Annotated in this window: 13 protein-coding genes; 10 read left to right on the forward strand and 3 right to left on the reverse strand. The window is 46.6% G+C overall.

Features of this window, described 5'->3' with window-relative positions:
• Positions 1–28: 28 nt before the first annotated feature.
• Positions 29–466, forward strand: coding sequence for an FKBP-type peptidyl-prolyl cis-trans isomerase (locus FBQ74_RS03115; protein WP_139755274.1), 438 nt, complete (start codon positions 29–31; stop codon positions 464–466).
• Positions 467–468: 2 nt separating this feature from the next.
• Here the strand turns inward: FBQ74_RS03115 and FBQ74_RS03120 are convergent, their stop codons facing one another.
• On the reverse strand, positions 469–1,140 hold the full coding sequence (locus FBQ74_RS03120) for a hypothetical protein (RefSeq protein ID WP_139755275.1): 672 nt from the start codon (positions 1,138–1,140) through the stop codon (positions 469–471).
• Positions 1,141–1,237: 97 nt separating this feature from the next.
• Positions 1,238–2,254 carry an arabinan endo-1,5-alpha-L-arabinosidase gene (locus tag FBQ74_RS03125; protein WP_139755276.1) on the reverse strand — a complete coding sequence of 339 codons (1,017 nt, stop codon included), beginning with the start codon at positions 2,252–2,254 and terminating at the stop codon, positions 1,238–1,240.
• 134 nt (positions 2,255–2,388) lie between these two features.
• Between FBQ74_RS03125 and FBQ74_RS03130 the strand changes: the two genes are divergently transcribed.
• Positions 2,389–3,426 (forward strand): glycoside hydrolase family 43 protein, encoded by a 1,038-nt coding sequence (locus FBQ74_RS03130; protein ID WP_139755277.1) that lies wholly within the window; start codon positions 2,389–2,391, stop codon positions 3,424–3,426.
• Positions 3,427–3,494: 68 nt separating this feature from the next.
• Here the strand turns inward: FBQ74_RS03130 and FBQ74_RS03135 are convergent, their stop codons facing one another.
• Positions 3,495–5,123, reverse strand: a complete 1,629-nt coding sequence (locus FBQ74_RS03135) for a sodium:solute symporter (RefSeq protein WP_139755278.1) — start codon at positions 5,121–5,123, stop codon at positions 3,495–3,497.
• 218 nt (positions 5,124–5,341) lie between these two features.
• Between FBQ74_RS03135 and FBQ74_RS03140 the strand changes: the two genes are divergently transcribed.
• From FBQ74_RS03140 to FBQ74_RS03175, 8 genes are all read left to right on the forward strand, one after another.
• The gene (locus FBQ74_RS03140) at positions 5,342–6,052 is read left to right on the forward strand and encodes a FadR/GntR family transcriptional regulator (RefSeq protein ID WP_139755279.1); all 711 of its coding nucleotides are present in this window, start codon (positions 5,342–5,344) and stop codon (positions 6,050–6,052) included.
• A gap of 51 nt (positions 6,053–6,103) precedes the next feature.
• Positions 6,104–6,874 carry an SDR family NAD(P)-dependent oxidoreductase gene (locus FBQ74_RS03145; RefSeq protein ID WP_139755280.1) on the forward strand — a complete coding sequence of 257 codons (771 nt, stop codon included), beginning with the start codon at positions 6,104–6,106 and terminating at the stop codon, positions 6,872–6,874.
• 113 nt (positions 6,875–6,987) lie between these two features.
• Positions 6,988–7,710: a sulfite exporter TauE/SafE family protein gene (locus tag FBQ74_RS03150; protein WP_139755281.1), complete on the forward strand. Its 723-nt coding sequence runs from the start codon at positions 6,988–6,990 to the stop codon at positions 7,708–7,710.
• Positions 7,711–7,739: 29 nt separating this feature from the next.
• Positions 7,740–8,624, forward strand: a complete 885-nt coding sequence (locus FBQ74_RS03155; protein ID WP_139755282.1) for an SMP-30/gluconolactonase/LRE family protein — start codon at positions 7,740–7,742, stop codon at positions 8,622–8,624.
• A gap of 135 nt (positions 8,625–8,759) precedes the next feature.
• Positions 8,760–11,978: a glycoside hydrolase family 88 protein gene (locus FBQ74_RS03160; RefSeq protein WP_139755283.1), complete on the forward strand. Its 3,219-nt coding sequence runs from the start codon at positions 8,760–8,762 to the stop codon at positions 11,976–11,978.
• A 70-nt stretch (positions 11,979–12,048) separates the two neighbouring features.
• Positions 12,049–12,798: an SDR family NAD(P)-dependent oxidoreductase gene (locus tag FBQ74_RS03165; protein ID WP_139755284.1), complete on the forward strand. Its 750-nt coding sequence runs from the start codon at positions 12,049–12,051 to the stop codon at positions 12,796–12,798.
• 151 nt (positions 12,799–12,949) lie between these two features.
• Complete coding sequence (gene dusA, locus FBQ74_RS03170) at positions 12,950–13,969, forward strand: tRNA dihydrouridine(20/20a) synthase DusA (RefSeq protein WP_408641332.1); 1,020 nt, start codon at positions 12,950–12,952, stop codon at positions 13,967–13,969.
• A 190-nt stretch (positions 13,970–14,159) separates the two neighbouring features.
• Complete coding sequence (locus FBQ74_RS03175; protein ID WP_139755285.1) at positions 14,160–14,450, forward strand: hypothetical protein; 291 nt, start codon at positions 14,160–14,162, stop codon at positions 14,448–14,450.
• Positions 14,451–14,711 lie beyond the last annotated feature (261 nt).

A 14,711-nucleotide genomic window follows, 5' to 3' on the forward strand; every position in this document is an offset into this window, starting at 1 on the left:
TCAAATAATATTGATGTAATTCAGTAATATGGCAAGAAATAAACAACGTACAAAAGCGAAAGGATCAGCCGGTCAGAATCGCAATATGACCGCGGATTTTATAGCGCGGTATCTCAAACAGGATGATGTCAGGATTACATCGTCCGGGTTGATGTATCGGGTGATAGATGACGCGCAGGGAGAGCAGCCTGAAAGTCATCATATTGTGAAAGTTCATCAGCGAATATTGCTCGCCGACGGCAGTGTCGTTGACGATACCTATAAAAAGGGGCCGCCGGAAAGTTTTATGCTCAGCGAGGCGATAGAAGGACTGCGCGAAGCATTACTTTTGATGCCGGTGGGGGCGCGTTATGAATTCGTTATCCCCCCGGAGCTGGCCTGGGGTAAAAAAGGTAACGGTAGTAAAATTGGTCCGCACGCGGTGATGATAGTCGACGTACGGTTAATTGAGACAGGCACATCTTAATGTCAATCAGACATTCTCGATTTGAGCTGCAATAAATACGCTTTCCTCTGTGTAAGTGTGTGCACACTTCCCTTATAAGTTTTTATATTTTTAACAGACGGCAGGCTCAACCGTTTATTAAGGAGTGACTGACACATTGTCAGGTTTATATAGTTGTAGCAAAGAATAAGCGTTTGCATAAAATCAGTGGGAACCTGCTGCAACCCAAGCTTGTTCGCAGTGCGCTCGTTAAGCACATAGCTGGTAAGTCGCACGGTTTGTTCTGGATTGGCTGATAAAACCTGCTCGTTACAAAGTGTAATAAGACCCTCAAGAATACCGGTTAAAGCGCGTTTTTTTCGCTCACGGCTGTTCATTTCAGGCGCAAATAAAAAATAGTAATCAAATAGTGTCGCGGTATGTAATGTCAATATTGCATGCTTATTGTGCTCAACAAGCAGGTAGTTCGACAGATACGTCAGCTTTTTGTTCTTAACCAGTGAAGGTATATCGATAAACGGGGCGATGATCGATAAGAGTATAGCAAGCAAAGGAAGCAGTAACGGCAGTACACCGGCAGCGTAAAATAATGTGCCGGATGCGCCGACAATTATCGCACTCAGTATGAGTAATTTAACGATGAATTTTTGTTGTGCTGCAGGTGACAATGCAAAGAACGGATGAGCTTCTGGCATCAGAAAATTAATTGCAGGAAAAATCAGACATAACAGAAGTTTATGTCGGCGCGCAGCGTTTGAAAAGCCCGTCTTTTACAACGGGCTAACCATTCTGTTATTTCTGTTGCAGGTTAGTGGTAAGTTTGTCTAAATCGTCCGGGTCAACCTGCGGCCAGTCATTGTCCCAGCTCATCGGGAGAATGCGAAGCTTCTGCACAGCGTTGTCCGCCGTTTCATAGGCGTGAAATACCAGATAATCTGTGCCATCAAATGTATAAGCGGCATTGTGGCCAAGTGCGACCCAGTTGTCAGTTCCTTCCAGCACTAGGGTACCGCCACCTTCATTCATCGGTTTACCATCACGGTCGACATACGGCCCTTCAACATTTTTACTGCGGCCGACGCGAATATTGTACGTACTGTCCATTCCCCTGCAGCACTTATCAAACGAAACGAAAAGATAGTAATAGTCATTCTTTTTAAAGATATAAGGGGCTTCTATCGCGCCCTCACCGGGGTCAGCATCATCATTAGTCTGCCTACCAGGGCGTTTGGCAATGGTGTGCCACTCCTGCGGCTCTGCCAGGCGTGTCATATCATCATCCAGTTTGACCAGCTTAAGCCCGCCCCAAAAGGAGCCAAAGCTCATCCAGGGGGTGCCTTCATCGTCTTCTACAATGGCGGGGTCGATGGCATTCCAGAAATCCCGTTCCGGGACAGATTGCAGGACGATCCCCTGGTCAACCCAGCGATAATTCTCAGCATCCGGGTCCAGCGTTTCATTCACTGTGACGCCAATACCTGACGTGTTTTTGCCAAAGGCAGAAACCGAATAGTAAAGATAAAACTTTCCTTCTTTTTCGTATACATCCGGTGCCCAGAGGTGGCCGCCGAAACCCGGAGCGATTCGGCGCGCCCAGCTTGGCTCATCGGGAAATACGCGTCCGGTTAGCGTCCAGTCTTTAAGATTCTTTGATTCGTAATAGGTAATGCCTGGTCCGGTGCTGAATACATAAAATGTATCGCCTTCCTTTGTCATTACCGGGTCATGCACCTCTACCTGTTTTGCTCCTGCTGAAAATGCGGTAGCAGCCAGAAATAAAGATGTCAGAACATGTTTTTTGAAACTCATCAGCATCGTTATCTACTCGTTTTATTCGATTTTCATTCACAGTTTAACAGGGATTGTGTTAAATATGTAATACAATATTAACAATGTGTTGGCATTTTCTAAAATCAGTATATGCAGATCGCGGGAGGGCGCAAATGAACAAACATACATTAATTTCGACACTGGCAGCATCCTGGTTTACCACATTAGCGGGAAGCCAGGCTTTTGCTAATCAGGTAAATGAAACAAGTAACATAAAACCAATAGACAACCCCATCGTGCTGCAACGCGCTGATCCAATGCTTGTGCATCACCCGCGGACCGGATGTTATACCTTTATCGGAACATCACCGCAGTTTGACAAGATTGAGTTGCGTCAGGCATGCAGTCTCAATGCTCTGAAAATTGCTGAGCCAAAAGCGATATGGGAAAAACATGAAAGCGGCCCAATGAGTGCAAATATCTGGGCGCCGGAACTGCATCGGGTCGATGATAACTGGTACATCTATTTTGCTGCCGGCGAGGCGGAAACACCTTTCAGTATTCGGATGTATGCACTGAAAAATACGCATGAAAATCCTATGAAAGGGGAGTGGGAAGAAGCCGGTCAAATTAAAAGCGGATGGGATTCGTTTGCGCTGGATGGCACCACATTCGAGCATAACGATAAGCGTTACTATGTCTGGGCGCAACAAGATAAAGACAGGTCTTATAATTCTGCATTGTGGATTGCACAGATGCGATCACCAACAGAGTTGATGTTACCGGCAACATTGCTCACTGAACCGACCCTGGACTGGGAGGTACAGGGATACAAAGTAAACGAAGGCGCCGCGTTCATCAAACACAACGACAAAGTGTTTCTGACCTATTCAGCCAGTGCGACCGACCACCGTTACGCAATGGGATTACTTTGGGCTGACGCTGATGCAGACCTGCTTGATGCGAGCCAGTGGCATAAAAAGTCTGAACCGGTATTTGAAACCGATGCTTCAGTGGGCCGTTATGGGCCCGGCCACAACAGCTTTGTCAAAGCGCCGGATGGTAAAACCGACCTGATGGTCTATCACAGTCGTGATTATAAAGCGCTAAAGGGAACGCCACTTACTGATCCTAACCGCCACGCCCGGGTGCGAGTTTTATACTGGGATGACGAAGGGTTTCCGGTTTTCAAACCATCGCTGGCAGATTAGTGAGTCGATGACAGTCAATAAAAAAGCCGCCTCTATGGCGGCTTTTTTTTGACATGTTGATTGCTGTGTTACCAGAAGCGGATATAGATAAATGCGGTAATACCCAATATACCCACAGTATGGATGTAATCCCATTTATCCAGCCCTGCAACAACCTCTTTAAATGTATTGTTACCCAGGGTAGAGAATGTCAGCCCGTCCAAACGTTCACGACTATGGGCTTTGGTTACCATACTGGTACCAATCATAATTATGACCACCAGAACAAACAGCAGGATGCAGTAATACAGCCAGTTCATGGTCACTACCCATTCAAGCGGCGTACCGGCGACACTGTCTTTAAAGGGCAGAAGCGCCAGGCGGAACATGCCCATAACAAATCCTGAGACCAGCCCGACAAATCCGGCGGTGGGGGTAATGCGGGTACTGACCAGGCCAAGTAAGAATACCGCAGCGATACCCGGGGCGATGAGTGACTGAACGGATTGCAGATATTCATACAGCACATCGGCAATCAGACTCATCACCGGAATCCATAAAATACCCAAAACAACAATCACTATAGTAGCAATACGACCCACCCGTAGCAGATGCTTTTCACTCGATTCAGGTTTGAATTTTTTATAAAAATCGATAGTAAAAAGTGTCGCCGAAGAGTTAAACAGCGACGCAAGAGAACTCATTAACGCGGCAACAAGGCCACCGATTACAATGCCTTTGACACCTGCTGGCAATAACTCAGAGACCAGCATGGGAAAAGCCTGGTCCGGGCTGTCGTAAGTGACAATACCTTTTGCATTAAGCGCGTAGGCAATCATGCCGGGCACAAGGAAGATAAAGACAGGCAGCAGTTTCAGATACCCGGCGAACATGGTACCGCGGCGTGCTTCTTTGATACCTTTTGCCGATAAAACCCGCTGCACTATGTACTGATCGGTACACCAGTACCAGAAGCCAATAATAAATGAGCCGAAGATAATACCCGGCCATGGGAACTCAGAATCAGAGGCAGAGCGTATCAGGTGCATCTGTTCTGCATTGAGGCGCTCAACTTCGGACCAGCCGCCGACCTTATCCAGGCCCACTACCAGTATCACCAGCGAACCAATTATAAGTACAGGCGTTTGCAATACCGAGGTCCACATGATGGCTTTCATTCCACCCAGAACAGTATAAATACCGGTGATAATGACCAGCCCCAGGGCAGATATCCAGAAGAAGTCGATACCCCAGATACTTTCGATGCCAAGAATGGTTTTAAAGGCTACACCACCTGCATAAACAGTGACTGCAACCTTGGTGAGTATATAGCTTACCAGGGAGATAACAGACAGGAAGGTGCGGGAAGAAGAGTTATATCTGCGCTCCAGAAACTCAGGCATCGTATATACCTTACTGCTCCAGTAGAAGGGCACAAATACCCAGCCTAAAAGCAGTATAATCCATGACTGCAATTCCCAGTGCGCCAGCGCCATCCCGGACTGTGCGCCCGAGCCAGATAGACCCACAAGGTGTTCAGAGCCAATGTTTGAGGCGAATATTGAAGCGCCGATAACGACCCAACTGGCATTACGACCAGCCAGGAAATAATCGGCAGTGTCCTCTTCTTTCTGGCGCATGGACATAACCACAACACCCAGTAACAGAAGGAAAAAACCGGCCAGAACGAGCCAGTCCAGTGTGCTTAAATCAACCATTTCTTTTCAACTATTAGTTTGGCTTAGCAGCGGTGAATTGTTATTGAAATATTATATTACAAAAGTGGTAAAGAAAAGGGGGTGTTAACAGATAGTTAACCTGCAATGGAAAAGTAGTGTAAAATCATGCGCTTTAGGCTTAAGTGGACCATTCACTGAATCAATGACGCGGTACTGTTATCGGTGTATAGTGAGCACAGAGGCGTTAGGGGAAAAATATGGCTCGAATTGAAAATCTGAACCTTTCACAGCGAATGACCAATGAATTGGGCAAAGCGATTGTGAAGGGTGTCTACAGTCCGGAAACCGGATTTCCAACAGAAGCAAAATTATGTGATGAATATGGCATTAGCCGCACGGCAGTGCGTGAGGCGGTTAAAATGCTTGCCGCTAAAGGTCTGATATCGTCTCGTCCAAGACAGGGCATTCGCGTGGAAGCGGCTGATCGGTGGAACCTTTACGATACCAACGTATTGAGCTGGATGCTGGAAAGCAGCCCGTCTTTGTTGGTCTTAAAAGAATTTCTTCAAATGCGACTGGCTATTGAACCGCAGGCAGCGGCGCTGGCTGCCAACGCGCAGAACAGCGAAGCAATTGAGAACATTAGCATTGCGCTTGAAAAAATGCGCCGAGCGGTTGAGAACGGTGAAGGCAGCATGCACGATGCAGATTTGCAGTTTCATACCGCCATATTACAAGCCTCCGGAAACCGGTTTTTTTATCAGTTGCGCGAATTCATTACCACCGCCCTGAACGTCAGTATTCAGCATACAACACCTGCCAAAAGTAATAATAGTGCCATCGTTGAAGAGCACGAAAAGGTGTATAACGCTATTGCGCAAGGACATGCAGAGCGGGCTAAAAATATGATGACCTATCTGATTGATGAAGCGATGACCGTGATTGAAAGAGAAATCGCCGAAGCATAATCGACAAGCACATCAAAAGTAACAATCGTTAAGTCAGGCGTGAGGTAAGTAATGACTGAGCATTGTCAGCAGACTACACATTATCCCAGTCTAGTTGGTAAACGGGTTTTTATCACTGGTGGTGGAACAGGCATTGGCGCTGAAATGGTGCGCAGATTTGCCTTACAAGGTGCACTGGTAACCTTTGTAGATATGGCTGAAACGCCCAGCGTTGAACTTGCCCGCGAGCTATCACAGTACAATGTTCGCTTTGAGCAATGTGATTTGCGTGACATTGCGCATTTACAAAGCATTATCCAGCAGACCGGCCGTGAGCAGGGCCCGATTGGTGTGTTAATAAATAACGCTGCTGATGATACGCGACACAATATTGATGAGGTAACCGTTGAATACTGGGATGATCGGCTCGCAGTAAATTTACGCCCGAGTTTTTTTGCCGCCCAGGCGGTGAGCGAGCAGATGAAGCAAATTAACGGTGGCTCTATTATTAATATGGGATCAGCCAGCTGGCGGATTAAGCAAAGCTGCATGCCGGCCTATACCTCTGCTAAAGCCGCCATTGAAGGTATGTCACGTTCACTGGCCAGTGCATACGGTCAACACAACATACGGGTAAACACACTCGTGCCCGGCTGGGTGATGACAAAACGACAAATGAGTCACTGGCTTGATCCGGAAGTGGTTGAGACTGTGAAGCAGCAACAGTGTATACATCAGACGCTCAAACCGGCGCATATTGTTAATGCTGCGCTATTCTTAGCCGCCGATGACAGCAGTATGATGACAGCGCAAACACTCACTATTGATGCAGGCTGGACTTAAACTCCTCTATTGACGTATTGGTAAATTTCGTTAACGATAGATAACTATAAATGTAATATAATAGTTATATTAAGGTCGCTAGCGATAAATTTACCGCAGAGGATATAGACTGCTTGCTGAGTTTTTTTTGTATTTACCTCATCCTGATCACCGGAGCATGTCTACAGGGGGTGATAGGTTTCGGGCTGGGCTTATTATCAGCGCCCCTGGTCTACTTTTTGATGCCGGAACTTGTTCCCGCCCCAATGATTCTCAATGCGCTTCTGCTTACTTCATTACTATCGGTCAAATACCGGGCTGAGATTGATGTTCGCCATACCGGATTTTCAGTGTTTGGTGGCACCATCGGCGTCCTGGTCGCCGGCACCGTCATGTACTATCTCGATGCTGCGCAATACCAACTTTTATTTGGTGTATCTATTCTTATCGCAGTGGGCTTATCAGTACTGGGAATGACCCCACGGGTCTCCGCCTTGACTAATATCATCGCCTCATCACTTTCGGGCTTTTTAGGTACTACAACATCGGCTGGTGGTGCGCCGATGGGTTTACTTTATCAGTCAGCAGAGCAAAGCAAAATTAAGGCAAACCTGAGTGTATTTTTTGTTTATATCAATTTGTTCGGCATTTTTGTTCTATGGTGGACCGGACGTGCAACGCAAAGTGATTTCATTCTTTTTCTTAAATGTATTCCTGCCATTTTAATTGGCTGGGCGCTGTCATATTTTATCAGTAAAAATATAAACGAAGATCGCATCAGGCAATTGATTTTACTGGTTGCCAGTGGCTCTGCACTGGTTCTAATTATGGCAGCTGTAAGCAACGCTAACGGATAGATTCACCATAACTGTGCTAGCATAACATCATGGTAAATGTAGATTTAATCACAGTATTGAACTGTCAGTGTGAGCTGGGTGAGGGGGCGTATTACAGCCACCGATTGCAGCGCGCGTTCTGGGTGGATATTTACGGCTGCCGAATTCACTCCATGGACTGGCAATCGCAGCAGACAAAAACTACTTCTGTCCCGGAGCCAGTATGCTGGATAAAGGAAACCGCGGAAGGACAGCTTATTGCAGGCTTTGCTTCGGGCATCTATACGCTGGATAAAAATCTGCAACCACAGACATTGGTATGGCAATTACCTGAGAAGGAAAAACACAACCGGCTAAACGATGCAAAAGTCGATCGGCAGGGAAATCTATATTTCGGCACGATGGACAAGTCTGAGCAAAGTGAATCCGGACATCTGTATCTTCTTAATAAAGTTAAAGCTGCGCAAATTATTGATTCCGGATACGTTGTAAGTAACGGGCCCGCCTTTGATCCCGCTGGAAATATCATTTATTCGGTATCTTCCAAAGAGCGTATCATCTTTGCGGTCACGCTTGATGAGAATCAAAACGTAAAATCCAAAAGGCCACACATTCATCTTTCACCCTCGCAGGGATACCCTGACGGGGTTACTGTTGATGGCGAAGGTAATTTGTGGGTGTGCGCCTGGGATGGCAATGCCATATTAAGGTTTGCGCCGGATGGCACACTGCTTCAAACCCTTCGGTTCCCCGTTCCCCGCGTGACCAGTATTGCGTTTGCGGGGCCTCACCTTGACCACATTATCGTAACATCTGCTCGAACTGGTCTTGATCAATACTCTTTGGACCTGGCGCCACAAAGCGGTAATACGTTTTTATTCAAAACGGCACCAATCGGCATTGCTGACAAGCCTGCCAATATCACTGGGGCGTAAGCGAGCCAGATAATTTGTTCTCACATTCCTAAAAACCCGACCAGTAAATTCGATGTTGTGATGGTGTAAAAAGCGTTGTAAAGTAATCGTTAAATTGTAATACAATATGACATCTAGCGTATTTAAGGATTTACTATGCAGCAAAGAATGGGGTGGCTAACATTCCTGGCCGGATTCGCAATAGCAGGCTGCTCGAGTCAGGAAGCGGCCACACAAGAAAGCTTTGAGGCCAGACAAATTAAAGAGCGAAAAGACGATTTTGCATTTGAAAATGACAAGGTGGCTTTTCGAGTTTATGGACCAGCTCTCGCTGGGGCAAATGAAAACAACGGTACCGATTGCTGGTTTAAAAGAACAGATAAACCGATAGTTAATAAGTGGTACGAAGCGCATTTTGAGGGTACTTCTTATCATGAAGATCACGGTGAGGGATATGACCCATACCATGTGGGAAGCTCTTTAGGGTGCGGGGCTGTCGCGCTCTGGCAACCCGGTCAGGATGATAAACTTGTACAACCTAACGTTTATCAATCTTTTAAAGTGCTTGAAAAATCTGATGAACAAGTTTCATTTGAGCTGACTTATCGTTGGGAAGAGCAGAACATTGAAGAAGTTAAGCGTGTCACGCTTAGCCGCGGCAGCCAATTGTATAAGGCGCAAAGTCGGTTTACCCAAGATGGTAAGCCCGTAAAACTTAAAGTGGCCGTTGGGGTATCCACGCACGATGGTAAAGCACTGGTAGATGTAAACGATGAGAGAAGTGCGGTCAGTACCTGGGAGAAAATTGACGATAGCCATGTCGGAACAGCGGTTCTTCTTCCACAGACATATACGGCTACTTTCCATGAGCAACAAAGCGACCAAAAAGACCGGTCCAATGCGGTGCTGGTCACTTCCACTAATGACAACGGCGAACTGACATACTATGCCGGCTTTGCATGGGAAAAAGCGCAGGATATAAAAACGTATTTTCAATGGAAGCAATATCTAGCCAACTACCTTGACGAAGCACCTACCGACATCACAATGCAATCGGTCAAGCAATTAACCAAGCAGGTAGCTGACTGGCAGATTGAACATCACGAAGAACAAGGTGAATACAGAGCCATACCGCGCAACCCACCTGAGTGGTCAAACCGCGAACGCTATCACGATCTTGAGTGGCATCATGGCGCGCTGTATGCGGGCATGAATGAATGGCGTAAAGTTGCTGGTGATGCCAGCTATACCGCCTGGCTAAAAAATATTGGTGAAGAAAATCAGTGGGAACTTCATCAACGGCCATATCACGCCGATGATCACACCGTTGGGCAGTTTTATCTTTCTCTTTATAGTGAGTATGAAGACCCAGCCATGCTGAAACCCACAAAAGAGCGTTTTGACTGGATTCTGGAAAATCCAAAAGAAGGTACGCTGGATTGGCTAGCCGAAGATACACACGCGCATGATCGCTGGGGCTGGAGCGACGCGTTGTTTATGGCACCGCCTGTTTGGGCTCGGTTGGCAAAGTTGACCGGTGAAGACAAGTACCTTGAGTTCATGGATCAAGAATACCACGCCACTTATGATTTGCTATGGAGTGAAGAGGACCAGCTGTTCTGGCGTGATTCTAGCTATTTCACGCAGGAAGAAAAAAACGGCGAAGATATTTTCTGGTCCAGAGGTAATGGTTGGGTGTTTGGCGGCTTAGCGCTTATGATCCCCGACTTACCTAAAGATTGGAAAGGACGCGAGTTTTATGTTGATTTGTATAAAGAGATGGCGGCCAAGGTAAAAACCATTCAGCGCGAAGATGGCACTTGGTCAATGGGGTTACTAGGTGGCCGCGAAGGTTATCCTGAAGTAGAAACCAGTGGCACAGCGTTCTTTACGTTTGGTCTGGCGTGGGGCGTTAATAATGGTCTGTTGAATAAAGAAGAGTATCGCCCGGTAATTGAAAAAGCATGGCGTGCATTAAAACTGGCCGTTAATCATGAAGGGATGCTTGCCTATGTGCAGCCGGTTGGCGCCTCGCCAGGTGACTCTTTCCCTGATTATACCGAAGTGTATGGCGTAGGCGCATTTTTGGCTGCAGGCAGTGAGCTTTACAAAATGCTTAAGTCAGAAAGGGATAATGCCATTACCGCCGCGTCGCCGGTGACCATGATGGAAAATACAGGATGGTGCTGGTTTCAGGACCCGCGAGCTATCATTCAAAATGGTAAACTCGTTATAGGCGGTGTACAGGGCAATGGAACCGGAGACGCCGTGGTGGGTATCTTCGATCTTGACTCTCAGCAAGTAGATAGCACGTCTGTACTTCATGAGAATTTTGATCACGATGATCATAATTCGCCGGTATTCTATGCCAGACCTGATGGCTCACTATTGACAGTGTATGCGCGTCACAGTACAGAAAATCACCACTATTACCGTATCTCTGAGTCTTCAGATTACTCAGTCTGGGGCGAGGAGCGACAGATCAGTGCTTCTGAACCAGTTACCTACATGAATCTCTTCCACCTGGAAAAGGAAGATAGACTTTACAATCTTTATCGGGGCGTTCAGTGGAACCCTACATTTGTATCCTCCACAGACCACGGGAATACCTGGGGCGATGCTACCCACCTTATTCAGGATGAGCTTGGGGGGACCCAGCGACCATATGCCCGCTACGCTTCGGATAACGAAGATACGATCGGCATTTCTTTTACTGATGCCCATCCGCGAGACTATGGCAATAGTCTTTATTATGCCGCCTTTCGCGAAGGTAAGTTTTTTACAGCGAATGGCGATTTAATAAAGGAACTGAGCAAAGAAGGTCCACTGAAACCTTCAGAGGCAGAGCAGATATTTGCCGGAGGCGAGGGGGCATTCCGGGGCATGGAGCTAAGCGCCAATAAAAGTGCCTGGACCAGCTCCATGGTGCTGGATGACAACGGCTATCCGCATATTGCCTATTCGCTTTATTTGAAAAACAGTGATCAACGTTACCGTATTGCTTCGTGGGACGGCCAGCAATGGCATGATCGTGAAGTAGCACGCGCTGGTGAACATCTTTACCCTAAAGAGGCAAGTTATACTGGCCTTATAACCCTTGATCCTTCAGATCCTTCCCATGTTGTCATTGCCAGCAACGTGAACCCTCATACCGGAGAAAAACAAAGTGGTAACTTTCAGGTATACCGGGCGAATATAGCTTTAGAGGATGATATCAGTACCGTTGAGTGGGAAAAGCTATCTGATAATGAAGAGCACGATAATATACGGCCGCTCATTGTTAACGGAAAAAACAAGAATGCTATTTTATGGCTTTCCGGGACATATAATACCTATACCGATTATGATCTGAATGCGACGGGTATTGTTTACTAAAGGATGACATGCATTCTGGCAGAACAGTTAAACCGAGCAACTGTTCTGCCTTTTTAACAGGTGACTTGAGTTGAAACACGCAGAAAAAATAGTTGTGGTTACAGGGGGAAGTCAGGGCATTGGATTGGCTATCGCTGAGCGTTACGCCGACGAGGGAGCACAAGTTGTCGTAGGTTCACGACATAAGCCGGAAGATCTGCTCCATAAGAATATCCAATTTAAGACCTTAGATGTGACTTGCGAAGAGTCAGTCCACAATATGTTTAATAGTGTAAAAGAGCAATATGGTCGGGTAGATGCGTTAATAAATGCTGCTGGCGTGATGAAGCAGGCGAGTTTTCTTACCACTACTTTAAACGACTGGGAAGCAACACTGCGTATTAACCTTACCGGCACATTTCTAACTAGTCAGTGCGCAGCACATTTAATGAAAGAGCGTGGTGGCTGCATTATAAATATTGGCTCAATAGAGGGTGAGGCTGCTAATGCAGCACATACAGCGTACGTGTCTTCCAAAGGTGGCGTACATGCACTCACCAGAGCTATCGCAGTTGATTTGGGGGGCTACAATATTCGTTGCAACACTATCTGTCCTGGCTGGATAAATACCTCATTAAACCAGTCGTACTTCGAGGATGATACACATCAGCAGAAACTAAATGCGCTGAAAAAGCTCCATCCATTAGGCCGTTTGGGCGAACCCGCAGATATCGCTGCATTAGCATGCTGGCTGGGAAGCGATGACGCGCAATGGGTTACCGGTCAGTCATTTACAATAGATGGCGGGAGGACCGCTAAATTACCTGGCATAGACTGCTGAGCTCCTTACAACCTTCACAACCCTTTAGTCACCCGACCGCATTATATGGTATACTTCTCAGCTTCAGCCTGCTAATGCAGGCTAGCAAATCCAGAACTTTTTGCTTAAAAAGATTACCCCGCTAGATCAAGATTGTTAACAGGCACCCGATATGATGCAGTCACTTGCTGAACACCGTAAATTCTCAGTCGCCCCAATGCTGGATTGGACAGACCGACATTGCCGGTACTTTTTGCGTTTGTTGTCTGGTAATGCACTGCTTTATACGGAGATGGTAACTACCGGTGCGCTGATTTATGGCAAAGGTGATTATCTTGCATTCAACGAGCAGGAGCATCCGGTTGCGTTGCAACTGGGCGGGTCCGATGCCGGTGATATGGCGCGCTGCGCAGTTATGGCGCAGGAACGAGGCTATGATGAGGTTAATATCAATGTCGGGTGTCCCTCAGATCGTGTGAAAAACGGCAGTTTTGGTGCCTGCCTGATGGCACAGCCGGAAGTGGTAGCAGCGTCAGTAAAGGCGATGCAGGCAGAGGTTGATATTCCGGTGACGGTAAAGTGTCGTATCGGTATTGACGATATGGATGAATACCATGCCTTTGCACAGTTTGTTGAAACGGTGGCGAATGCAGGTTGTGATACCTTTATTGTGCACGCCAGAAAAGCCTGGTTGCAGGGATTAAGTCCTAAAGAAAATCGCGAGGTTCCCCCGCTCAATTATCCGCGTGTCCATCAGCTCAAGGCTGACTGGCCGCAGCTTAATATAAGTATAAATGGCGGGGTGAAAACCCTGGATGCGGTAAAGGAGCAGCTCAATCACGTGGATGGCGTGATGATGGGCCGGGAAGTTTATGCAAACCCTTATCTGATGGCTTCAGTTGATAAGGAAATATTCAAAGAGCATAGCACGCCGTTGACGCGCAGAGAGATTGTGCTGAAGATGCAACAGTATATTGAAACTATTGATGAGCCAGGCTTCAAGCCCTGGCATGTTGCCCGACACATGTTAGGACTCTACGCCGGTGAGGCTGGCGGCCGTATCTGGCGACGTTATCTTAGCCAGAACGGGACAGGTAAATCACCTGATCCTTCTTTATTACTTAACGCATTGGACAGCGTTGAAACGGCGCAGGCTAACGTTGCAGCTTTCAATGAGAGTAAGGTTGGTTAAATAGGCTATTCGTAGTGGTCAAGTTGGCTATTTGGTGACCAGTGCCGTTAACCTGACAGCATGAAGAAATGGTTGGTTTTAAATAAGTATTTGATTTTAATTTAAAATACTGGTCTGGCACAGCTTTCGCTATCTTTAAAGTGTTCGCACATTTGCACTTAACCTTTAAAGTAATAGCAAGGAAATCGTTATGAAAGCCCCAGCAATTGTAGTATCAACCCTTATGACCGCAGCACTTGTCAGTACGCCTGCTTCTGCCAACACTATGCCTATCGAGCGCGCTGTTAGTCAAATGGTAGATAAGCTGGTTGCCAATACCGCATACGAGTTAAAACTGGAAGTAACTGAAGCGGTCGCCAATGCAGTATATATGTTTGAACCTGAAAGTTCAGGTACACGCAAAGGTGCGGTTAATGTGACAGAACTTACTGCGTCAAAAAAATCAGACCGCGATGAAGAGCAGGATACACAAGTACAGTAATTCTGGGTGGTCAAAAAAAAGCAGCGATTCGCTGCTTTTTTTGTGCCTGTAACACAGAGGTGGTCGAAAATGCCACCACCATGGTCAATTTGACTATTTATTCTTTCAACGCCCATATGACGCATCCATTATCTACCTAGAAATTCTTAAAATTCCATAAAATACAGTGATTTAAATAATTGGTACGGCAATTGAAGTGTCTTTGCTGTAATCGCAATTCTTTAGCTGATGCATTGAATCGCATTCCAATTATTTTAAAAG

Source organism: Salinimonas iocasae (assembly GCF_006228385.1).
Lineage (GTDB): Bacteria > Pseudomonadota > Gammaproteobacteria > Enterobacterales > Alteromonadaceae > Alteromonas > Alteromonas iocasae.